The organism is Streptomyces sp. M92, from assembly GCF_028473745.1.
In the GTDB taxonomy this organism is placed as follows: domain Bacteria; phylum Actinomycetota; class Actinomycetes; order Streptomycetales; family Streptomycetaceae; genus Streptomyces.
In genome coordinates this window covers 2,990,002-3,010,572 of record NZ_CP101137.1, presented here as the reverse complement: position 1 = coordinate 3,010,572, position 20,571 = coordinate 2,990,002, and the positions used below count along the sequence as shown (strand labels likewise).

The 20,571-nt window shown below is 73.1% G+C and carries 21 protein-coding genes; 8 read left to right on the top strand and 13 right to left on the bottom strand.

The genetic code is table 11. The annotated features are described in order from the left end of the window. Positions 1-126: 126 nt before the first annotated feature. Positions 127-825, top strand: coding sequence for an O-methyltransferase (locus M6G08_RS13845; RefSeq protein WP_272591340.1), 699 nt, complete (start codon positions 127-129; stop codon positions 823-825). A 108-nt stretch (positions 826-933) separates the two neighbouring features. Here the strand turns inward: M6G08_RS13845 and M6G08_RS13840 are convergent, their stop codons facing one another. After that, positions 934-1,101: a DUF3117 domain-containing protein gene (locus tag M6G08_RS13840; protein WP_018105485.1), complete on the bottom strand. Its 168-nt coding sequence runs from the start codon at positions 1,099-1,101 to the stop codon at positions 934-936. 366 nt (positions 1,102-1,467) lie between these two features. Here M6G08_RS13840 and chcB point away from each other — a divergent pair, with 366 nt between their 5' ends. Continuing rightward, positions 1,468-2,271: a 2-cyclohexenylcarbonyl CoA isomerase gene (gene chcB, locus M6G08_RS13835; protein ID WP_272587464.1), complete on the top strand. Its 804-nt coding sequence runs from the start codon at positions 1,468-1,470 to the stop codon at positions 2,269-2,271. A gap of 20 nt (positions 2,272-2,291) precedes the next feature. Here chcB and M6G08_RS13830 read toward each other — a convergent pair whose 3' ends face one another. Continuing rightward, positions 2,292-2,894, bottom strand: a complete 603-nt coding sequence (locus M6G08_RS13830) for a DNA-3-methyladenine glycosylase I (protein ID WP_272587463.1) — start codon at positions 2,892-2,894, stop codon at positions 2,292-2,294. Continuing rightward, positions 2,891-3,271 carry a DivIVA domain-containing protein gene (locus M6G08_RS13825; protein ID WP_272587462.1) on the bottom strand — a complete coding sequence of 127 codons (381 nt, stop codon included), beginning with the start codon at positions 3,269-3,271 and terminating at the stop codon, positions 2,891-2,893. The genes M6G08_RS13830 and M6G08_RS13825 overlap by 4 nt, the downstream gene beginning before the upstream one ends. A 214-nt stretch (positions 3,272-3,485) precedes the next feature. On the opposite strand from M6G08_RS13825, the gene folP reads away from it, so the two are divergent. Further along, positions 3,486-4,346 carry a dihydropteroate synthase gene (gene folP, locus M6G08_RS13820; RefSeq protein WP_272587461.1) on the top strand — a complete coding sequence of 287 codons (861 nt, stop codon included), beginning with the start codon at positions 3,486-3,488 and terminating at the stop codon, positions 4,344-4,346. A 105-nt stretch (positions 4,347-4,451) separates the two neighbouring features. On the opposite strand, the gene M6G08_RS13815 is transcribed toward folP, so the two are convergent. Together M6G08_RS13815 and dapE are read right to left on the bottom strand one after the other, a co-directional pair. Beyond that, positions 4,452-5,210, bottom strand: coding sequence for an LOG family protein (locus tag M6G08_RS13815; protein WP_272587460.1), 759 nt, complete (start codon positions 5,208-5,210; stop codon positions 4,452-4,454). Positions 5,211-5,318: 108 nt separating this feature from the next. Next, complete coding sequence (dapE, locus tag M6G08_RS13810; RefSeq protein WP_272587459.1) at positions 5,319-6,398, bottom strand: succinyl-diaminopimelate desuccinylase; 1,080 nt, start codon at positions 6,396-6,398, stop codon at positions 5,319-5,321. A gap of 84 nt (positions 6,399-6,482) precedes the next feature. Here dapE and M6G08_RS13805 point away from each other — a divergent pair, with 84 nt between their 5' ends. Then, entirely contained in the window at positions 6,483-7,472 is a 990-nt protein-coding gene (locus M6G08_RS13805) for a VldE C-terminal domain-containing protein (RefSeq protein ID WP_443048796.1), read from the top strand. 322 nt (positions 7,473-7,794) lie between these two features. Continuing rightward, entirely contained in the window at positions 7,795-8,226 is a 432-nt protein-coding gene (locus tag M6G08_RS13800; RefSeq protein ID WP_272587458.1) for an ATP-binding protein, read from the top strand. Between the two features lie 208 nt (positions 8,227-8,434). On the opposite strand, the gene M6G08_RS13795 is transcribed toward M6G08_RS13800, so the two are convergent. Together M6G08_RS13795 and fdxA are read right to left on the bottom strand one after the other, a co-directional pair. Continuing rightward, positions 8,435-9,532: a bifunctional succinyldiaminopimelate transaminase/glutamate-prephenate aminotransferase gene (locus tag M6G08_RS13795; RefSeq protein WP_272587457.1), complete on the bottom strand. Its 1,098-nt coding sequence runs from the start codon at positions 9,530-9,532 to the stop codon at positions 8,435-8,437. Positions 9,533-9,629: 97 nt separating this feature from the next. Continuing rightward, the gene (gene fdxA, locus M6G08_RS13790) at positions 9,630-9,947 is read right to left on the bottom strand and encodes a ferredoxin (RefSeq protein ID WP_005480604.1); all 318 of its coding nucleotides are present in this window, start codon (positions 9,945-9,947) and stop codon (positions 9,630-9,632) included. A gap of 141 nt (positions 9,948-10,088) precedes the next feature. On the opposite strand from fdxA, the gene M6G08_RS13785 reads away from it, so the two are divergent. Together M6G08_RS13785 and M6G08_RS13780 are read left to right on the top strand one after the other, a co-directional pair. Next, positions 10,089-11,096, top strand: a complete 1,008-nt coding sequence (locus M6G08_RS13785; RefSeq protein ID WP_272587455.1) for a GNAT family N-acetyltransferase — start codon at positions 10,089-10,091, stop codon at positions 11,094-11,096. A 30-nt stretch (positions 11,097-11,126) separates the two neighbouring features. Next, positions 11,127-12,017, top strand: coding sequence for a transglutaminase family protein (locus M6G08_RS13780; RefSeq protein ID WP_272587454.1), 891 nt, complete (start codon positions 11,127-11,129; stop codon positions 12,015-12,017). An 87-nt stretch (positions 12,018-12,104) separates the two neighbouring features. Here M6G08_RS13780 and M6G08_RS13775 read toward each other — a convergent pair whose 3' ends face one another. The 4 genes from M6G08_RS13775 to M6G08_RS13760 all read right to left on the bottom strand — a co-directional run bounded on the left by M6G08_RS13775 (position 12,105) and on the right by M6G08_RS13760 (position 16,085). Further along, on the bottom strand, positions 12,105-14,357 hold the full coding sequence (locus M6G08_RS13775; protein ID WP_272587453.1) for a hypothetical protein: 2,253 nt from the start codon (positions 14,355-14,357) through the stop codon (positions 12,105-12,107). A 155-nt stretch (positions 14,358-14,512) separates the two neighbouring features. Continuing rightward, the gene (locus M6G08_RS13770) at positions 14,513-14,935 is read right to left on the bottom strand and encodes a DUF6113 family protein (RefSeq protein WP_272587452.1); all 423 of its coding nucleotides are present in this window, start codon (positions 14,933-14,935) and stop codon (positions 14,513-14,515) included. Further along, positions 14,932-15,825 carry an N-acetyl-1-D-myo-inositol-2-amino-2-deoxy-alpha-D-glucopyranoside deacetylase gene (gene mshB / locus M6G08_RS13765; RefSeq protein ID WP_272587451.1) on the bottom strand — a complete coding sequence of 298 codons (894 nt, stop codon included), beginning with the start codon at positions 15,823-15,825 and terminating at the stop codon, positions 14,932-14,934. The genes M6G08_RS13770 and mshB overlap by 4 nt, the downstream gene beginning before the upstream one ends. Before the next feature lie 65 nt (positions 15,826-15,890). Next, entirely contained in the window at positions 15,891-16,085 is a 195-nt protein-coding gene (locus M6G08_RS13760) for a hypothetical protein (RefSeq protein WP_029393692.1), read from the bottom strand. A gap of 186 nt (positions 16,086-16,271) precedes the next feature. On the opposite strand from M6G08_RS13760, the gene M6G08_RS13755 reads away from it, so the two are divergent. Then, complete coding sequence (locus tag M6G08_RS13755; RefSeq protein ID WP_272587450.1) at positions 16,272-18,398, top strand: S9 family peptidase; 2,127 nt, start codon at positions 16,272-16,274, stop codon at positions 18,396-18,398. Between the two features lie 128 nt (positions 18,399-18,526). Here the strand turns inward: M6G08_RS13755 and M6G08_RS13750 are convergent, their stop codons facing one another. After that, positions 18,527-19,594, bottom strand: a complete 1,068-nt coding sequence (locus M6G08_RS13750) for an ABC transporter ATP-binding protein (protein ID WP_272587449.1) — start codon at positions 19,592-19,594, stop codon at positions 18,527-18,529. Further along, positions 19,587-20,570: an ABC transporter ATP-binding protein gene (locus M6G08_RS13745; RefSeq protein ID WP_272587448.1), complete on the bottom strand. Its 984-nt coding sequence runs from the start codon at positions 20,568-20,570 to the stop codon at positions 19,587-19,589. The genes M6G08_RS13750 and M6G08_RS13745 overlap by 8 nt, the downstream gene beginning before the upstream one ends. Position 20,571: the final 1 nt, after the last annotated feature.

Sequence of the window (20,571 nt, the reverse complement as noted above, 5' to 3'; positions counted from 1 at the left end):
ATCTGGGCTGACACGGCTCGTACGGCTGCGTCAGCACTTGCTCGGCGCCCTGGCCCACTTCGCTGCCCCCGTCGCGTCCGGCCGTCCGGTCGTCCCTCTTCGCTCTCCCCTTAAACGACCGGTCCCATCTGCGGGTTCCCGACGCCAACGGATACAGTCACGCCGAGGCAACGACGGGGACAGGAGAGGGTCATTACCGGCAACCGGCAGACGAGCTGGGCGTTCGCCGACGCCTATGTCGCCGAGGACGACGCGCTGCTCTGGGCACGCGACCGGGCCCGCGAGGCGGGCCTGCGCTCGGTGACCCCGGGCACGGGCTCCGCGCTGGGACTGCTCGCCGCCGCCGTGGACGCCAAGGCGGTCGCGGAGATCGGCACCGGCTGCGGCGTCTCCGGTATCCATCTGCTGCACGGGATGCGGCCGGACGGCGTACTGACCACGGTCGACCCGGAACCGGAGCACCAGCAGTTCGCCCGGCAGGCCTTCCGCGCCGCGGGCTTCGCCAGCAACCGGGCCCGGTTCATCCCGGGCCGCGCCCTGGACGTCCTGCCCCGGCTCGCGGACGCCGGCTACGACCTCGTCTTCTGCGACGGCGACCGTCTGGAGTACCTCGACTACCTCGATGAATCGTTGCGCCTGCTGCGCCCCGGAGGCCTCGTCGTCTTCGAGGGCGTCCTCGGCGCCGGCCGGACGATCGACTCCGGACCGCAGCCCACCGAGGTGCTGCGGCTGCGGGAACTCCTGCGCGCGGTGCGGGAGAGTCAGGAACTGGTGCCGTCACTGCTGCCGGTGGGCGACGGCCTGCTGTGCGCCGTCAAAAGGTGAACCACCGCCCGTTGGGCCGATGAGACGGGCCCGGGGGGGGGAGCGGAACGCAGTCGCCCCGGCACCGCGTGCGGCACCGGGGCGACTGAGGGTATGGTCGCTCGCGCGTCAGCCGACGACCTGCTTGAGGGCGTCGCCGAGCGCGTCGGCCTCATCGGGGGTCAGCTCGACGACGAGCCGCCCGCCGCCTTCGAGCGGAACGCGCATGACGATGCCCCGCCCCTCCTTGGTCACCTCGAGCGGGCCATCGCCCGTCCGCGGCTTCATGGCCGCCATGCTCGTTCCCCTTCCTGATACCAGCTCACCGTCACCGCCGACGGCCCGTGAGGGCACGCGCAATCCGGCCCGGACGCGCGACACCGGCATCGAACACATTGCTTCCCAGCCATTATCCCGCATCCCACGACCCGATGACCAACATCGGCCGGCATCGCTTGGGCAACGCGCGCGAGCAAAACCACTCAATTCGGCGATGTGACTGCGATACTGCGCGCCCCCGCCCACTTCCGCCGAATGGATACGGACCGGAAACCTTTGACGCAGGTCACATCCGTCGAGCGATCCGCTTCCGGTGTTCTCCGTCATGCTGAGTGCCGGACACACACGTACGACCACGACCGTCTACGACGCGGAGGGGAACCCATGGCCGACACCGTGCTCTACGAGGTGAGCGACGGGCTCGCGACGATCACGCTGAACCGCCCCGAGGCGATGAACGCGCTGAACATCGAGACCAAGGTCGCGCTCCGCGACGCGGCGCGTGCCGCGGCGGCCGACGACGCCGTACGGGCGGTGCTGCTGACGGCGGCCGGGGAGCGGGCGTTCTGCGTCGGGCAGGACCTCAAGGAGCACATCGGGCTGCTGGCCGCCGACCGGGAGACGGGCTCGGGCCAGACCATGAGCACGGTGCGCGAGCACTACAACCCGATCGTCCGTGCGCTGGCGGGCGCGAGCAAGCCGGTGGTCGCCGCCGTGAACGGCGTGGCGGCCGGGGCGGGCTTCGGCTTCGCGCTCGCGGCGGACTACCGGATCGTCTCGGAGACGGCGTCGTTCAACACGTCCTTCGCCGGTGTCGCGCTCACCGCCGACTCGGGGATCTCCTGGACGCTGCCGCGCGTGGTCGGCCCCGGGCGCGCCGCCGACCTGCTGCTGTTCCCGCGCGGCGTCAAGGCGCAGGAGGCGTACGAACTGGGGATCGCCAACCGGGTGGTGCCCGCCGCGGACCTGCGCGCCGAGGCGGAGAAGGTGGCGCGGACGCTGGCCGAAGGGCCGACCGTCGCCTACGCGGCGCTGAAGGAGTCGGTGGCCTTCGGCCTGACGCACTCGCTGGACGAGGCCCTGGACAAGGAGGAGGAGCTCCAGTCCCGGGCCGGGACCTCCGAGGACCACGCGATCGCCGTGCGGGCCTTCGTGAACAAGGAGGCGCCGCGCTATCTGGGCAAGTGACCCGGTCACCGCTCCGGGGGCTACCGCACGCCCCCGGACGGGTTACCGCGCGCCACACACGTCTCCAGGTGGTCGTCCACCAGCCCGCACGCCTGCATCAGCGCGTACGCCGTCGTCGGGCCGACGAAGCGCAGGCCGCGTTTCTTCAGCGCCTTGGACAGCGCCGTGGACTGAGGGGTGACGGCCGGGACGTCGGCGAGGGTCTTCGGGGCCGGGCGGCCGGCGGGGTCCGGGGCGTGGGACCAGATCAGCCCGTCCAGCTCGCCGGGGGCCCAGTCGGCCAGCACGCGCGCGTTGGCGAGGGTCGCATCGATCTTGGCGCGGTTGCGGATGATGCCGGCGTCGGCGAGCAGGCGGTCGCGGTCCTCGTCGGTGAAGGCCGCCACCTCGGCGATCTCGAAACCGGCGAAGGCGGCGCGGAAGCCGGGGCGGCGGCGCAGGATGGTGATCCAGGACAGGCCGGACTGGAAGGCCTCCAGGCTGAGGCGTTCGAAGAGGGCGTCGTCACCGTGGACCGGGCGGCCCCACTCCTCGTCGTGGTACGCCACGTAGTCCGCGGTGGACAGGGCCCAGGGGCAGCGCGGCGCCCCGTCGGACCCGGCGATCGCCTCCCCGGCGCTCACTGCTGCTCCTCGGGGCCCGGCTTCTCCATGGAGACGTGCTGATGACTCTCCATGGAGACGTGCTGGTGGGCGGCGGCCCGGGCGCCGGCCAGCGCCCCCTCCAGGTCGGCGATGCGGGCGTCGCGCTCGGCCAGCTCGGCGCCGAGGCGGCCGAGGGCGTCGTCGACGTCCGCCATGTGGTAGCCGCGGGCGACGAGCGGGAAGCGGAGCCGCTCCACGTCCGCGCGGCCGACCGGGCGGTCCGGGGGCAGGGAGTCCCGCAGCCGCTCGGGCGCGGCGTCGGGCAGCGGCCCGCTGTCGCCGCCGCTCACCACGGCGAGCGTCACCGCGGCGACCACGACGGCCAGCGCGACGACGAGGAACAGGAACATGACCATCGCTGGGCCCCCATGGTCGGGTAGTCGGATCGGGTCCCGGTCCGGTGCGGGTCCGGGTGGACTCGAAGCCGGAGTCGGTTGTGCCGGGTCCGATCGTGCCATGCGAGTCTGACAGTCGGGGCCGCAGGCGGTCCAAGACCAGGTGTCCGGTTCGGTTCGCCGCGCTCGGTTCAGTGGACGTGAGAAGGATGTGGACGAGGAGATGTCACAGGGGATGCTCAGACTGGGCAGGCGTGAATTCGCGGCGCACGAGCCGGTGATCATGGCGATCGTGAACCGGACCCCGGATTCCTTCTACGACCAGGGGGCTACCTTCCGCGACGAGCCCGCCCTCGCACGCGTGGAGCAGGCGGTGGCCGAGGGCGCCGCGATCATCGACATCGGCGGGGTGAAGGCGGGCCCCGGGGACGAGGTCTCGGCGGAGGAGGAGGCGCGGCGGACGGTGGGGTTCGTCGCTCAGGTGCGGCGGCGGTTCCCGGACGTCGTGATCAGTGTGGACACCTGGCGGCACGAGGTCGGCGAGGCCGTGTGCGAGGTGGGGGCGGACCTGCTGAACGACGCGTGGGGCGGCGTCGACCCCAAGCTCGCGGAGGTCGCCGCGCGGTACGGGGTGGGGCTGGTGTGCACGCACGCCGGCGGCGCTCAGCCGCGGACGCGGCCGCACCGGGTGACGTACGACGACGTCATGGCCGACATCCTGCAGGTGACGGTGGGGCTGGCCGAGCGGGCGGTGGCGCTCGGGGTGCCGCGGGAGTCGGTGATGATCGATCCCGGGCACGACTTCGGGAAGAACACGCGGCACAGCCTGGAGGCGACGCGGCGGCTCGGGGAGATGGTGGAGACGGGGTGGCCGGTGCTGGTGTCCCTGTCGAACAAGGACTTCGTCGGGGAGACGCTGGACCGGCCGGTGAAGGAACGGGTGCTGGGGACGCTGGCGACGACGGCGGTGTCGGCGTGGCTGGGGGCGCGGGTGTACCGGGTGCACGAGGTGGCGGAAACGCGGCAGGTGCTGGACATGGTGGCGACGATCGCCGGGCACCGCGAGCCGGCGGTGGCCCGGAGGGGGCTGGCGTAGCGCCGGGGCGCGGTGGCGGGGCTGGGCGGGAGTGCGGGCGGGCGAGAGGGGTTGCTCGCCCCCGCCGCCCTTACCCGCTCCCGTCCCCGGGGGGCTTCGCCCCTTCTAGCGCCCCGCCTCCTTGGAGACCAGGGCCACCGCCTCGTCCACGTCGTCCGTGACGTGGAAGAGCATGAGGTCCTTCTCCGCGGCCTTGCCCTGCGCCACCAGGGTGCCGCGCAGCCAGTCGACCAGGCCGCCCCAGTACTCGGAGCCGAAGAGGACGATGGGGAAGCGGGTCACCTTCTGGGTCTGCACCAGGGTGAGCGCCTCGAAGAGCTCGTCGAGGGTGCCGAGGCCGCCGGGCAGGACGACGAAGCCCTGCGCGTACTTCACGAACATCATCTTGCGGACGAAGAAGTAGCGGAAGTTCAGGCCGATGTCGACGTACGGGTTGAGCCCCTGCTCGAAGGGCAGCTCGATGCCGAGGCCGACCGACGTGCCCTTCGCCTCCAGGGCGCCCTTGTTCGCCGCCTCCATGGCACCCGGACCACCGCCGGTGATGACCGCGAAGCCCGCCTCGACCAGGCCCCGGCCCAGCCGGACGCCGGCGTCGTACTCCGGTGAGTCGACCGGTGTCCGGGCGGAGCCGAAGACGCTGATGGCGGGCGGGAGTTCGGCGAGCGTGCCGAAGCCCTCGATGAACTCCGACTGGATGCGCAGGACGCGCCAGGGGTCGGTGTGCACCCAGTCGGTCGGAGCGCGCTCGTCCAGCAGGCGCTGGTCCGTGGTGCCCTCCTGGACCTGACCCCGCCGCCGGAGGACAGGGCCCAGGCGCTGCTCCTCCGGTGGCCGCTTCTTGCCCTCGGGGTTGCCGGTAGCCATGCGCGCTCCCTCCAGTTGCAGGTTCTTCCACCTCAGCGTAGATCTACGCGGGTTACGTACGAGGGACCTCAGCATGTCCGCCACGCAGCGGGCTAAACCCGCGCTGGATCACGCCGTCAGCCAGGACCGCAGACGCTCCTCCCCCGCGAGGATCTTCGCCGTCTCCACCCGTTCGTCCCGCTTGTGCGCCAAGTGGGGGTTGCCGGGGCCGTAGTTGACGGCCGGGACGCCGAGCGCCGAGAAGCGGGACACGTCCGTCCAGCCGTACTTGGGCTGCGGGGCGCCGCCCACCGCCTCGATGAAGGCCGCCGCGGCCGGGTGGGACAGACCGGGCAGGGCCGCGCCGCTGTGGTCGTCGACGACGAACTCCGTCACCCCGCAGTCCGCGAAGACCTCCCGCACGTGGGCGAGGGCGTCCTCGGGGCCGCGGTCGGGGGCGTAGCGGAAGTTGACCGTGACCACGCACTCGTCGGGGATGACGTTGCCCGCGACCCCGCCCGTGATGCCGACCGCGTTCAGGCCCTCGCGGTACTCCAGGCCGTCGATCACCGGACAGCGCGGCTCGTACGCCGCCAGGCGGGCGAGGATCGGGGCGGCGGCGTGGATGGCGTTGGAGCCCATCCAGGAGCGCGCCGAGTGCGCCCGCTCGCCCGTCGTCTTCAGCAGCACCCGCAGCGTGCCCTGGCAGCCGCCCTCCACCTGGCCGTCGGACGGTTCGAGGAGCACCGCGAAGTCGCCCTCCAGCCACTCGGGGTGCGCCTCGGCGACGTGCTTCAGGCCGTTCAGCTCGGCGGCGACCTCCTCGTTGTCGTAGAAGACGAAGGTCAGATCGCGGTTGGGGGCCGGGACGGTGGCGGCGATGCGCAGCTGCACGGCGACGCCCGCCTTCATGTCGCAGGTGCCGCAGCCCCACAGCACACCGTCCTCGTCCAGCCGGGAGGGCACGTTGCCGGCGATCGGGACGGTGTCGATGTGACCCGCCAGGATCACGCGCTCCGCCCGCCCCAGGTCCGTGCGGGCCACCACGTTGTTGCCGTACCGCTCGACCGACAGGTGCGGCAGGGCGCGCAGGGCGCTCTCGATCGCGTCCGCCAAGGGCTCCTCGGTGCCGCTCTCGGAGGGGAAGTCGACGAGCCGCGCGGTAAGCTCCGCGGCGTCCAGCGTGAGGTCAAGCGGGGTATCGGCCATGGCTCCGACCCTAGCGCCCCCGCCCTTTCGGGCATTGCCCGTACCTGGCGGACACCGATGGCTACCCTCCAGTACCTTGTACGCGTGCTTCAGCCGTCACCCGCCCGCAAACGCCGTGGCCGCCTTCTCCGTTCGGGGGCGGCCTCCATGGTCCTGCTCTCGGTCGCCGGTTACCTGGCGGTGCAGTACGTCACCGGGGGCGGGGGCGCTCCCGGATGCAAGGTGGTCTCCGCCGAGGACGGCGGGGCGACCTACGAGTTCACGCCGGAGCAGGCGGTGAACGCGGCGACGATCACCGCGGTGGGCACCGCGCGCGGCCTGCCCGAGCGGGCGGTGACGATCGCGCTGGCGACCGCGCTGCAGGAGTCGACGCTGCGCAACATCGACCACGGCGACCGCGACTCGCTCGGCCTGTTCCAGCAGCGCCCCTCGCAGGGCTGGGGCACTCCGGCGGAGATCATGGACCCGGCGTACTCGGCGGGCATGTTCTACGACCACCTGGTCGAGGTGCCCGGCTACACGAGTCTCCCGCTGACGGTCGCCGCCCAGCGCGTGCAGCGCAGCGGCTTCCCCGACGCGTACGCCAAGCACGAACCGGACGCCACGCTCCTGGCCGCCGCGCTGACCGGGCGGTCCGCGGCGACGCTGACCTGCCAGGGCCGCCCGGGCGCCACCCGGGACAAGGGGCCCGCCGCGGTCCGCGCGGCGCTCGTACGGGACTTCGGTCAGGATGTGCTCCAGCCGGCCGGCGCGGTGGCGGGCAGCGGCGACGCCGCCACCCCGGAGCCCACGTCCTCGCCGGCCGCCGGCGGCTCCGCCGACGCCGACCGGACCGTGACGCTGCCGGTCGCCGCGGCCGGTTCGGGCACGGAGGCGAGCCCGGAGCGGCGCGGGTGGCAACTGGCGCACTGGGCGGTGGCCAACGCCTCCTCGCTGCACATCCAGCGGGTCTCCTACGCGGGCCGGCAGTGGACGGCGGGGAACACCGACAGCAAGTGGCACCCGACGGGCGAGGGCGGCGCGCGGGGCGCCGAGCGGGCCGCGGGCTCGGTCCGTATCACCACCGCGCGGTAGCGCCCGCCCGTACGACTCGTCACCCGTGGGGGTTACTCGCGGCGGCACCGTGTCGACGTGGCGCCCGCACTTCCGGAGCCTCGGCGCCCCATCCGCCGGAGCCCAGGAAAATCAAGGGCTGTAAGGATTCGGCAGACTTTCCGACCGGCTCCCTTTTGCCCGTTTTTATGGGCACCCGATAATGCGACGCATTACCAACTCTTTACGTTGTGCGTCCGCAACCTTCGCCGTCCTCGAGCGGTAGTCACTGCGTCCGGGCCCGGTCGATCACTCGCCGGGCACGGTCGGATCACCCATCGTTGACTTCCGTCTAAGGAGCATCATGTCCCTCCCCCTGACCCGCCGGATCGCCCGTGCCGCGCTGCTCGTCGCTGCGGGAGCGGCCGCCGGGGTCGGTGCGGCCGGCTCCGCCAGCGCGGCTCCCGAACTGCCCGCCACCCCGAACCTCGGGGGACTGACCGCGCTGGACGGGGCGAACGTCGGCAACACCGTCGACGCCGCGGCCCAGAACGTCACCGAGACCGCGGGCGACACCGGCAGCAAGGCCGTCAAGAAGACGGTGCCGGCCGCGGGCAAGACCGGCGGCTCGCTCGTCAAGAAGACCACGCCGGTGGCCCAGAAGGCCGCCGGGGACGCGGCGGGCTCCGCCGGGGACGTCGTCGGTGACACGGCGAAGACGGCCACCGGGAGCGGGCTGCCGACGGACGCGCTGGGCAAGGGCGGGCTGCCGGTGCAGGGTCTGCCGGTCGGCTAGCGCCGGGTTTGTACGGCGCCGGGTCCCCAGGGGTGCTTCCCTGGGGACCCGGCGTTTTGCGTGCCTACGCCCGTACGGTGGGCGTTTGTTGGCCGGGTGCCCGGCGTTGGGGGCTGTGCCCGCCCTCCCCCGTTGCCTCAAGGGCATGGGAGGTGCCCCCATCGCCCTGCGGAACGACTGCCCACAGCCGGGCCGGGCCGTCAGGCCGTCAGGCCGTCAGGCGGGATACGGCTGCCTGGACTCGCTCATCCGTGGCTGTGAAGGCGACGCGGATGTGGTTGGCGCCCGCGGGGCCGTAGAAGTCGCCGGGGGCGACCAGGATGCCGTGGCCGGCCAGGTGGGCCACCGTGTCCCAGCAGGACTCGTCGCGGGTCGCCCAGAGGTAGAGGCTGGCCTCGCTGTGCTCGATGCGGAAGCCGTGGCCGAGGAGCGCCTCGCGCAGGGCCGTGCGGCGTGCCGCGTAGCGCTCGCGCTGGACGCGGACGTGCTCGTCGTCGCCGAGGGCCGCCACGACCGCCGCCTGCGTCGGCGCGGACGTCATCATGCCGCCGTGCTTGCGGATCTCCAGGAGGGGCCCCAGGACGCCCGGATCGCCCGCCAGGAAGGCCGCGCGGTAGCCCGCGAGGTTGGAGCGCTTGGAGAGCGAGTGGACGGCGACCAGGCCGCCGTACGAGCCGCCGTTGACGTCCGGGTGCAGGACGGAGACCGGATCGGCCTCCCAGCCCAGCTCCAGGTAGCACTCGTCGGAGACGACGAGGACGCCGTGCTCGCGGGCCCAGGCCACGATGCGGGTCAGGTCTGCCTTGGACAGGACCTTGCCGGTCGGGTTCGACGGGGAGTTGAGCCACAGGAGCCTCAGGCCCGCCGGGTCCAGGTCCGTGGGGTCGTCGTACGCCTCGTACTCCGCGCGGGCCAGGCGCGCGCCGACCTCGTACGTCGGGTAGGCCAGGCGTGGGAAGGCCACCCTGTCGCCCGGGCCGAGACCCAGCTGGGTCGGGAGCCAGGCGACGAGTTCCTTGGAGCCGACGATCGGCAGGACGTGGCGGTGGGTGACGTCGCGGGCGCCGAGGCGGCGCCCGACCCAGCCGGTGATCGCGTCGCGCAGTGCCGGGGTGCCCCAGACAGTCGGGTAGCCCGGAGAGTCCGCCGCGTCGACCAGGGCCTTCTGGATCAGGTCGGGGACCGGGTCGACCGGGGTGCCGACGGAGAGGTCGACGATGCCGTCCGGATGCGCGGCGGCCGTCTTCTTGTACGGCGCCAGCTTGTCCCAGGGGAAGGCGGGAAGGCGGTCGGAGACTGCGGACACGGTTGGTGGCTCACTTTCGACGGTACGGCGAACGCCTCGGTCCCGTACGGCGCCGATCGGGTGACCGGGACGTACGGGACCGAGGCGGCGCGGGTGCTTACGCCTGCGGCGGCAGCGCGGCGACGAAGGGGTGGTCGCGTTCGATCAGCCCCAGCTTGCTGGCGCCGCCGGGCGAGCCCAGCTCGTCGAAGAACTCGACGTTCGCCTTGTAGTAGTCCTTCCACTCCTCCGGAGTGTCGTCCTCGTAGAAGATCGCCTCGACCGGGCAGACCGGCTCACAGGCGCCGCAGTCGACGCATTCGTCCGGATGGATGTACAAGGACCGCTGGCCCTCGTAGATGCAGTCGACCGGGCACTCCTCGATGCACGCCTTGTCCTTGACGTCGACACAAGGCTGCGCGATGACGTAGGTCACGCTGTCGTTCCTCCTCGATACGGGCGCTGGCGGGCCTCCTCAGGCTCCGCCGCCTGGCGCGCGGGAGCGCGGCGTCGTCGATGCCCACCCCTAGTATCTCCGTTCTTGGGCATGATCCGAACAGGAGGGGTGCACCGACCCGTGGAAATCTCTGCCGCAGGCCGTCTCGAAGTCCGCATCACCGCTGCTGACGTGGGCAAACGAGTCTCCGTACGACGCTTGAACGATGCTGGTGACGCGGCGGAGAAGTTCACCGACACGGTCGGTGTTCTCACATCATGGGACGATGGTGTGCTGCTGATCACACGGAAGAGTGGCGAGAGCGTCCGCATACCCGAATCCTCGCTGGTCGCGGGGAAGGTCGCGCCGTCCGCCCCGGCGCGTCGGCGCGGTCCCGCCGCCTCCTACGAGGAGCTGGCGCGGGTCGCCTCGCGGGCCTGGCGGCCGGTGGAGAGCGAGTGGCTCGGCGAGTGGGAGCTGCGGGCGGCCGGCGGGTTCACGCGGCGGGCCAACTCCGTGCTGCCGCTCGGTGATCCGGGGATGCCGCTCGACGAGGCGCTGACGGCCGTACGCCGCTGGTACGGCGAGCGCGGCCTGCCCGCGTACGTCCAGACCGCCACCGGTGCCGAGGGCACGCAGGAGCTGCTGTGCGCGGAGCTGGAGCGGCGGGGCTGGGTGCGGGAGGTGACGGCCGAGGTGTGGACCGGCGGGCTCGCGCCGGTCGCCGACCGGGCGGAGGGCGCCGGCGTGGTCCTGTCCCGGGGGGCGGACGAGGCGTGGCTGTCGCGCTATCAGCGCAAGGGCGTGAGCGACGTGGCCCTGCGGGTGCTGGGCTCCGGGCCGTCGGTGTGGTTCGCGACGGTGCCCGGTGCCGACTCACCCGCGGCCATCGGGCGCTGTGTCGTGGACGGGCGGTGGGCCTCCTTCGCGGCCGTCGAGGTCGATCCCGCGCAGCGGCGCCGGGGGCTCGCCACCGCCGTGATGGCCGCGCTGGCCCGGCGGGCGCTCGACGAGGGCGCGTCGGCGGCGTGGCTCCAGGTGGAGGCCGACAACCCGGCGGCGCGGGCGCTGTACACCGGAATGGGCTTCGCGGCGCACCACGCCTACCACCACTACCGGGAACCGGCGGACGCCGGTACGGGCCGGTAACCGATCGCCGTGGAAGGGCACGAGCCAGTCATGCGTCATCCTCGTTCTCCGCAGCCCCCGTCGCCGGAACGCTCCGCCGAGGTGCGGCGGCGGTTCGCCGAAGAGGCGCGTTCCGAGCGGCCCGACCTGTCGGCACTGTGCCTGCTGGTGGGCGCGGAGGCGGACAGGGCGCTGGAGGACGCGGGTCTGGACGCCGCTCAGGTGGAGCTGGACCGGCTGGCCGGGGAGCTGCCGTTCCGGCCGGGTTCGCCGCGGGCCTGGGCGATGGCGCTGCGGGACCTGCTGGGCGAGCGGTACGGGTTCCACGGGGTCGCCGCGGACTACCAGCGGCTGGAGTCGTCGCTGCTGCACGAGGTGCTGCGGCGCCGGCGCGGGCTGCCGATCCTGCTGTCGGTGGTGTGGCTGGAGGTGGCCCGGCGGGCCGGGGCGCCGGTCTACGGGGTCGCGCTGCCGGGGCACTTCGTGGTCGGCTTCGGGTCGGAGCTGGGCCCGGCGTTCGGGTCGGAGGAGGGCGAGGGGCGGGTGCTCGCCGATCCGTTCGACGGGGGCCGGCTGCTCGAGGGGAACGACGCGGAGGTGCTGGTCGCCGGGGCGACGGGGGCGGCGCTGCGGCCGTCGATGCTGGAGCCCGCGGCGCCGCTGGACGTGGTGGCGCGGGTCCTGAACAACATCCGGGCGTGGGCGGCGGGGCGGCCGGAGCAGTCGGCGGCCGGGCTGTGGGCGATCGAGCTGGCGCTGCTGCTGCCGGCGCACCCGGCGCGGCTGCGGTACGAGCGGGCGCGGCTGCTGGTGCAGCGGGGGGAGTTCTCGGCGGGGGCCGGGGAGCTGGAGGCGTACGCGGAGGTCGTGGCGGCGGTGGACGAGGAGGCCGCCGAACGGGTCCGGGAAGAGGCGCGGGGGGCTCGGGCGATGCTGAACTGAACGCCGGGCGGGCCCCGGGGGCGGCAGCCGTACGACGCGAGGGGCGCCCGGCGGGTGCCGGGCGCCCCTCCTCCGCGCGGTGGGCCGTCAGCTGGGGTTGGTCTCGATGACCGCGACGCGGTCGGTCTTGCTCTTCAGGGCCTGGCGCAGGGCGCCGTAGACGTCCTGGGGGGTGACGGGCGTCTTCTCACCGTTGGCGCGGGTGATGAGCACGCCGTCGAACGCCCCGCCGTAGAGCTCTTCGAGGGCGTTCAAGTCGGGCTTGTCGACAAGCTTGCCGTTGACGGCCGTGACCCTGAGGAACTTCCACAGCGACTTCTCCGGGCTCATCGGGACGGAGTGCGCCGGGTCCGTCTGCACGGTCACCTTCGCCGACATCGCCGGCTCGGCGAACTCCTTCATCATCCGGTCGACCTCGGCCTTGGAGACCGTGGGCTGCTGGGTGGTCGTCGGCACGTCCACCGGGGCGGCGGTGCCCGTCTCGACCTGGGCGCGGTACGCCTCCCGCACGGCCTCGGCGGACTTGGCGACGTCGATGCCCTTGCCCGGCTTGCCGTACACGGGGACGGCCTTGCCGGACTCGAACTCGATCGTGCCCTCGGTCACCGATCCGGCGCCGCCCGCGGCGTCCTCCAGGGCGGCGTGCAGCTTCTCCTCGTCGACGGGCATCTCCGGCTCGACGACCCGCTCCTGGCCGAAGAGCGAGCCGATCACGGAGACCGGGTTGTAGTCGCTGGTCGCCGCGTTGCTGGCCGTGGCCTGCGTGTCGAGCTGGAGCCCCGCCTGGTCCGGCTTCAGGGAGACGGTTTCGCCGCCCACCTCGAGCTTGAGCGGCTTGGCCGCACGGGCCCCGAGGGCCTCGTCCAGCTTCTCGACGGCGTCGTCGCGCGTACTGCCGCCGATGTCGACGCCGAGCACCGTGGTGCCCTTCGGCACGTCGGAGCGGTTCATGAGCAGGCCGGCGCCGTAGGTGACACCGGCGACGACGACCAGGCCGCCGACGAGCAGCGGGAGCTTCCCGCGTCCCTTCTTCTTGGCGGGCTTGGCGGAGCTCGCCGGGGGCGCGGAGACCGGCTCGGGCAGCTTCGGGGGCGTGTGCGGCGACGTCCCGCCGACGGGCGCGCCCCGGAACGGCGCGCCGTGGTCCGACGGTACGACGGGGATGCCACTGGTGACGGTGTTGCCGGAGACGTTGTCCGGGTTGCCGTGGCCGCGGGTGCCGGGCTCGGGGGCGGGCTTCTGCGGGGTGAGGATGGCGGTGTCGTCGCTGAGTCCGCCGCCGGGAGCGGGCCGGGCGGTGCCGGGGCCGGCGCCGGGGCCCTGCGGCCCGCCCGGGCCACCGGGGCCCTGCGGCCCGCCGGGGCGCAGGCCGTTGGGCTCGGGACCGCGCTGTCCGCCCGGCACGCCGGGGCCACCGGGCACGCCGGGACCGCCGGCCGGCGGTGCCAGCGGGCTGTCGCCGGTGACCGGGCCGCCCGTCGGGCCCGCGGGGCCCCGGGGGGCGCCGTAGGGGGACTGCCCGTTCGGTCCGTGCTGCCCCTCGCGGGGCCCGGGGGCCCGGCCGCCCTGCCCGTCACCCGGGAAGTACGGCAGGTCGTCGCCGTCCGGACGGGTGCCGTTGCCGTTGCCCAGGGGTCCCGTCGCCAGCGCCTCGGTGACGTCGAAGGAGCCGGTGCCGCCGCCGTGGCCGGGCGCCACCGGTCCGCCGGTCGCACCGGAACGGCCCGCGCCGCCCCCGGAACCGGACCGGGAGCCGCCCGGGGCGTTCATGGAACCGACGACACCACCGGGACGGCCGCTCTCGCCGCCCGGCCGCGCGCCCGCACCGGAAGCACCCGCACCCGGGCCGGAGGCGCCCGGCGCACCGGGCGCGGCCCCCGAACCACCGGCCGTACCGGCGCCGTTGGCGGAGCCGCCGCCCTGAACACCCTTGGCCGGGCCCGACTTGCGCGGGGCGAACCAGTCGCTGGCCGGCTTGTCCTCGGCGGGCCTGGCGTGCTGCTCGGGCTCCGCGGGAGCCTCCGCGGCGCCGGGGGCCGGCCTGGAAGCGCTCGGCTCGGTCCGCCCGGCCGTCTCCGTGTCAGCGGCGTCGTCCTCGGCGCCCGCGACGGGCTTGCGCACGACGACCGGCGGGATGGGACGCGACCCGGGGATGTTGATTTTGATGCGGGTCGTCAGCGTCGTCTCGGTCTTGCGCTCCTCGGGCCGCGGGGCCGAACGGCCCGCGTCCGCACCGGCGTCGGAAGCCGTGGGTGTCCCGTAGGGCGGGGTGCCCGACGGGTAGGCGGCTCCGCCGCGCCCGTGGGGCCCGGAGGACGAACTGTCAGTTTCACGACTCAAGGCAGGTTCTCCCGGTTGGCTCCGCCGCCCGTCACACCTTCAGCGGGCGGCTCGGCGGCGCGCACCACCATACTGGCCGCCTCTCGCGTGTATCCCGGGACCGCTGGGGAAACCCACACCGGACTCGCACGCCGACGCCACGGCGAAGCGGTACGTCACTTGCGAAGTCGGACGGCGTCGCCGTCCGGTTGCCGCACCGGCGCGAGGGTGGCACACATCACAGCGATGGCGATGCCGCCGAGCAGGAAGAGATAGGAGCCGCTGCCGGCGGCGAAGAGGAAGTCGCCCTCCGGCCGGCTGGTGGTGAGCAGGACCACGGCGAGCGCCCAGCCGGCCGCGGGCGCGACGGCTGCGCCCCGGCGTCCCACGGCCCGGCCCGCGCCGAGGCAGAGGCCCGCCTCGGCGGCCAGCGCGAGCAGCAGCCCGCCCGGGAACCACGCCGGCTGCACCAGCGCGCCGGCCACGCCGACCACGGCACCGAGCACGAAGAGCCCGAGGTAGAGGGCGGCCCGCCCGAGGGACGGCGGACGCAGCGGCTGGGCCAAGGCGGAGTTCGTCGGTTCGGTACGGCCGCTCACGACGCCTCCTGGATGCCGGTGCCGTTCTCGATTCCGGCGAAGAGGTCACTCTCGCGCCCGTCGTCACCGTCGCCCGAGCCGCGCTCGCCGCGCACCAGTTCGTAGTACTCGGTGGTGAACAGCGGCTGGGCCAGTTCGTTGGAGAGGACGAAGTACGGCCCGTCCACGGTGATCTGCGTGGCGTGCGCGCGCATGGCGGCGGCCTTGGCCGCGTGCGTGAAGCCCTCGCCGCGGATCTCGGTGGTGATCAGCTCGTCGTCCACGACGCCCGGTACGTCCCCGACGCCGGCCGCCTTCTCGAAGGGCAGGAGCGGCAGCTCCTCGTCCAGGCGGGCGAAGGCGTCCTCGGCGACGGAGCGCGGCACGCGGTTCCAGTAGACCTTGGCGACGGGGCACCCGGCGTCGGCCGCCAGCTCCACCGCCCGCATGGCGATGCGGTGGGCCTGGATGTGGTCGGGGTGGCCGTAGCCGCCGTCCGGGTCGTAGGTGACGAGGACCTGCGGCCGGACCTCGCGGATCACCTCGACGAGCAGTTCGGCGGCCCGGTCGACGTCGGCCTGCCACAGGCAGCCGGGGTCGTCGTTGTCGGGCAGGCCCAGCATCCCGGAGTCCGCGAACCGGCCCGGCCCGCCGAGCAGCCGGAAGTCCTCGACGCCGAGCGCACGCATGGCGGCGGCCAGCTCCTCGCGGCGGTGCCCGCCGAGGGCGGCGCCGGTCAGGTGCGCGAGCCCGGGCGGGATGACCTCGCCCCGCTCACCGAGGGTGCAGGTCACCAGCGTCACGTGGGCGCCCTCGGCCGCGTACCTGGCCATGGTGACGCCGTTGTTGATCGACTCGTCGTCCGGGTGCGCGTGCACCAGCAGCAGACGCCGGGAGGGCAGTTCCGTCATGGGCTCCACCCTATGAGGCCGCCGCCCCGACCACGACACGCCCCGACCGCCGCCGGAGCCGGCCGTCAGAAGTTGATGCTCCCGATCATCCCCGCGATGTTCGTCGTCAGCTCACTGATCGTGGGCGCGACGGTCGAGGAGGCCAGGTAGAAGCCCAGCAGCATGCAGACGACCGCATGCCCCGCCTTCAGACCTGACTTCTTGACCAGCAGGAAGACGATGATCGCCAGCAGCACAACCGCCGAAATCGAGAGTGCCACGGCGGCTCACCTCCAATAGGCCCAGGGACATGGGGAGTCGGACGCAGTCGAACCTCGGGACAGATAAATCCACGCAGCGGGTACCTGGTTGATACCCACTGTGCGCTAGTGATCATAACTATCCGTGCGCGCGCATCTCTCGGCGCACGGCCGCACAAGGGGGCGCATGGCCAATATGGTCGAGGCATGACGACCGAGTCCGACTCCTTCCCCAAACGGCACGCCCGCACCCAGCGGTTCACGCTCGGCGCGCCGCGTTCGTTCACCGTGGCGCCCGACGGTTCACGGGTCGCCTTCCTGCGCTCCGGCTCCGGCACGGACCGGGCCAACTCGCTGTGGATCCTCGACGTCGAGGAGGGCGGGGAGCGCGTCGCCGCCGACCCGCGCGCCCTCCTGGGCGGCGCCGAGGAGCATCTGCCGCCCGAGGAACGGGCGCGGCGGGAGCGCAGCCGCGAGGGCGGCGCCGGCATCGTCGGCTACGCCACCGACTCGGCCCTGGAGCTGGCCTCCTTCGCCTTGTCCGGGCGCCTCTTCGCGGCCGAGCTGCGGGCCGGGACCGCCCGGGAACTGCCCGCCCCCGGGCCGGTGATCGACCCGCGCCCCTCCCCCGACGGCCGGTACATCGCCTACGTCGCCCGGGGTGCCCTGCGGGTCGTCGGCGCCGAGGGCGACGACGACCGGGCGCTGGCCGAGGCGGACGCCAAGGGCGTCACGTACGGGCTCGCCGAGTTCATCGCCGCCGAGGAGATGGGGCGCAGCCGGGGCTTCTGGTGGGGGCCGGAGTCGGACCGGCTGCTCGTGGCGCGCGTGGACGACACGCCGGTGCGGCGGTGGTGGATCTCCGATCCCGCTCATCCCGACCGTGATCCACACCACGTGCCGTATCCGGCGGCGGGCACGGCCAACGCGGACGTACGGCTGTTCGTGGTCGGGCTGGACGGGGGGCGCACGGAGGTCCTGTGGGACCGGGCGCGGTACCCGTATCTGGCGCGAGTGCACTGGTCAGCGGCGGGTGCCCCGCTCCTTCTCGTACAGGCGCGCGACCAGCGCAGCCAGTTGTTCCTGGCGGTGGACACCGAGTCCGGGGCGACCCGGATGGTGCACGCCGACGAAGATCCAGTTTGGCTGGAACTCTTCCCCGGCGTGCCCTGCTGGAGCCCTTCCGGACAGCTCGTGCGGATCGCCGACGAGGGTGGCGCGCGGGTCCTGGCGGTCGGTGAACGCCCGCTCACCGGTGCGCAGTTGCATCTGCGGGCCGTACTCGACGTGTCCGGCGACGACGTGCTGGTCTCCGCGTCGGCCGGTGAGGAGGCGGAGGGCCCCGAGACGGGCGAGGTGCACGTCTACCGGGTGAACGAACTCGGCGTGGAGCGCGTCTCCCAGGAGCCCGGGGTGCACTCCGCGGTGCGCGCCGGGAACGTGACCGTTCTGGTCTCGGCGACGCTCGACCGGCCGGGGGCCCGGGTGCAGGTCCTGCGCGACGGGAAGCCGGCCGCGACCGTCGCCTCGTACGCCGAAGACCCCGGTTTGTCCCCGCGCGTGACGCTCACCCAGGGGGGCGCACGCCGTGTCCCGTGCGCCGTGCTTATGCCAAGGGACTACCACGGTGACACCCCCCTCCCCGTCCTCCTGGACCCGTACGGTGGCCCGCACGGCCAGCGCGTGGTGGCCGCGCACAACGCCCACCTCACCTCGCAGTGGTTCGCCGACCAGGGGTTCGCGGTGGTCGTCGCCGACGGACGGGGCACCCCGGGCCGCTCCCCCGCCTGGGAGAAGGCCGTCAAGGACGACATCGCCGCCGTCGTCCTCCAGGACCAGGTGGACTCCCTGCACGCCCTCGCCGCCGACTTCCCGCTGGACCTGAACCGGGTGGCCATCCGGGGCTGGTCCTTCGGCGGCTACCTGGCGGCGCTGGCCGCGCTGCGCCGGCCGGACGTCTTCCACGCCGCCGTCGTCGGAGCCCCGGTCACCGACCTGCGGCTCTACGACACCCACTACCAGGAGCGCTACGTCGGCCACCCCGACGAGCAGCCGGAGGTCTACCGCCGCAACTCGGTCATCGACGACGCGGGACTCGTCGACGCCGCCGAGCCGCACCGGCCCATGATGGTCGTCCACGGGCTGGTGGACGACAACGTCGTGGTCGCCCACTCCCTGCGGCTGTCCTCGGCCCTGCTGGCCGCGGGGCGTCCGCACGAGGTGCTGCCGCTGTCCGGCGTCACGCACATGACCCCGCAGGAGTCGGTCGCAGAGAACCTGCTGCTGCTCCAGGTGGACTTCCTCAAGCGGTCGCTGAACATGCCGCGGGCCTGACGTCACCCGTGTGCGCCAACCGCTTTAACACGCGGGCAACTTCACCGACGCGGTCCCGATATACGGACGCGGCACGCTGATCGGCGTACGGCCGTGCGGGTGCCGTAAGCGGGCCGGGGAGCGCCATGTCACCCCGGCCCGCTGCCGTCTCCGCCGTCCTCCGTCTCCGGCACCACCTGCTTCTCCTCGGCGAAGTGGCACGCCGAGTCGTGGGCGGCGGGGCCCTGGACGCCCCGGAACTCGGCCGGCACCGCCAGCGCCGGCACCTCAAGGGCGCAGCGCTCCCGCGCCTTCCAGCAGCGGGTGCGGAAGCGGCAGCCGGACGGGATGTTGGTGGGCGACGGGACGTCACCGGCCAGGATGATGCGCTCGCGGTGCTCCCGGGCCTCCGGGTCCGGTACGGGCACGGCGGACAGCAGCGCCTGGGTGTAGGGGTGCGTCGGGTGGTCGTAGATCTCGGCGTCGCGGCCGGTCTCCACGATGCGGCCCAGGTACATCACGCCGACCCGGTCGGAGATGTGCCGGACGATCGACAGGTCGTGGGCGATGAAGATGTAGGAGAGGTCGAACTCGTCCTGGAGGCGGCCCAGCAGGTTGATCACCTGGGCCTGGACGGAGACGTCGAGGGCCGAGACCGGCTCGTCGGCGACGATGATCTCGGGGCGCAACGCGAGGCCGCGCGCGATGCCGATGCGCTGGCGCTGGCCGCCGGAGAACTGGTGGGGGTAGCGGTTGATGTACTCCGGGTTGAGGCCGACCACGTCCAGCAGGTGCTGCACGCGCCCGCGCCGGTCGCCCTTGGGGGCCACCTCGGGGTGGATGTCGTAGGCCTCCCCGATGATGTCGCCGACCGTCATGCGCGGGTTGAGGGAGGTGTAGGGGTCCTGGAAGACCATCTGGATGTTGCGGCGTACGGCCTTCAGGGCCTTGCCCGACAGCCGGGTGATGTCCTCGCCCTTGTAGCGGATCTCGCCGGCCGTCGGCCTCTCCAGGTTGACCAGCATCTTGGCGACCGTGGACTTGCCGCAGCCGGACTCGCCGACGATGCCCAGGGTCTCCCCGCGGGCCAGCGTGAAGTCGACGCCGTCGACGGCCTTCACCGCGCCGACCTGCTTCTTGAAGAGGATGCCGGAGGTCAGCGGATAGTGCTTGACCAGGCCGCGGACTTCGAGGATCGGCTCGGTGGTCTCAGCCATGCAGGCACTCCCTCCAGAAGTGGCAGGCGCTGCCCCGCTCGGCGTCGGACTCGGTCACGTCGTACAGGGGCGGTACGTCGGTGCGGCAGACGTCCTGGGCCATCGGGCAGCGAGGGTGGAAGGCGCAGCCGGGCGGGATGCGGGTGAGGTTGGGCGGCAGGCCCTTGATGGCGTACAGCTCCTGGCCCTTCTGGTCCAGGCGCGGGATCGACTCCAGCAGGCCGCGGGTGTAGGGGTGGGCGGGCGCCTTGTAGATGTCGTGGACGGGGGCGGTCTCGACGATCCGGCCCGCGTACATCACCGCGATCTTGTCGGCGACGTCGGCGACGACGCCGAGATCGTGGGTGATGAGGATCAGGCCCATGTGCAGCTCGCGCTGGAGCTCCGCGAGCAGGTCCATGACCTGGGCCTGGACGGTAACGTCGAGGGCGGTGGTGGGCTCGTCGGCGATGATGAGCTTCGGCTCCAGGGCCATCGCCATGGCGATCATGATGCGCTGGCGCATGCCGCCGGAGAACTGGTGCGGGTACTGCCGCACCCGCTCCTTCGCGGCCGGGATGCGGACGCGGTCCATCAGCTCGACGGCCTTGGCGCGGGCGTCCTTGCGCGACATGCCCCGGTGGACGGTGAACATCTCGCCGAGCTGGTCGCCGACGGTGAGGACGGGGTTGAGCGAGGACAGCGCGTCCTGGAAGATCATCGCCATCTCGGCGCCGCGGACCTTCCGGCGCTCCTCCTCCTTCAGCTGCAGCAGGTCCCGGCCCTCGAAGAGGACCTCGCCGGCGGTGATCCGGCCGGGCGGCGTGTCGAGGATGCCCATGACCGTCTGGGCGGTGACGGACTTGCCGGAGCCCGACTCGCCGAGGACCGCCAGGGTCTCCCCCGCGTCGACCCCGTAGCTGACGCCGTTGACGGCCTTGGCGACGCCGTCCCGGGTGTGGAACTCCACGTGCAGGTCGCGCACTTCGAGCAGCATG

What these genes read in the sequence shown, in the direction of transcription:
- M6G08_RS13840 (WP_018105485.1), bottom strand. Translation starts at nt 1,101, where the DNA reads ATGGCGGCCATGAAGCCGCGGACGGGCGATGGCCCGCTCGAGGTGACC.
- chcB (WP_272587464.1), top strand. Translation starts at nt 1,468, where the DNA reads ATGGCCGACACCGTGCTCTACGAGGTGAGCGACGGGCTCGCGACGATC.
- M6G08_RS13825 (WP_272587462.1), bottom strand. Translation starts at nt 3,271, where the DNA reads ATGGTCATGTTCCTGTTCCTCGTCGTCGCGCTGGCCGTCGTGGTCGCC.
- folP (WP_272587461.1), top strand. Translation starts at nt 3,486, where the DNA reads ATGCTCAGACTGGGCAGGCGTGAATTCGCGGCGCACGAGCCGGTGATC.
- M6G08_RS13815 (WP_272587460.1), bottom strand. Translation starts at nt 5,210, where the DNA reads ATGGCTACCGGCAACCCCGAGGGCAAGAAGCGGCCACCGGAGGAGCAG.
- dapE (WP_272587459.1), bottom strand. Translation starts at nt 6,398, where the DNA reads ATGGCCGATACCCCGCTTGACCTCACGCTGGACGCCGCGGAGCTTACC.
- M6G08_RS13800 (WP_272587458.1), top strand. Translation starts at nt 7,795, where the DNA reads ATGTCCCTCCCCCTGACCCGCCGGATCGCCCGTGCCGCGCTGCTCGTC.
- M6G08_RS13780 (WP_272587454.1), top strand. Translation starts at nt 11,127, where the DNA reads ATGCGTCATCCTCGTTCTCCGCAGCCCCCGTCGCCGGAACGCTCCGCC.
- mshB (WP_272587451.1), bottom strand. Translation starts at nt 15,825, where the DNA reads ATGACGGAACTGCCCTCCCGGCGTCTGCTGCTGGTGCACGCGCACCCG.
- M6G08_RS13755 (WP_272587450.1), top strand. Translation starts at nt 16,272, where the DNA reads ATGACGACCGAGTCCGACTCCTTCCCCAAACGGCACGCCCGCACCCAG.
- M6G08_RS13750 (WP_272587449.1), bottom strand. Translation starts at nt 19,594, where the DNA reads ATGGCTGAGACCACCGAGCCGATCCTCGAAGTCCGCGGCCTGGTCAAG.
- M6G08_RS13745 (WP_272587448.1), bottom strand. Translation starts at nt 20,570, where the DNA reads ATGCTGCTCGAAGTGCGCGACCTGCACGTGGAGTTCCACACCCGGGAC.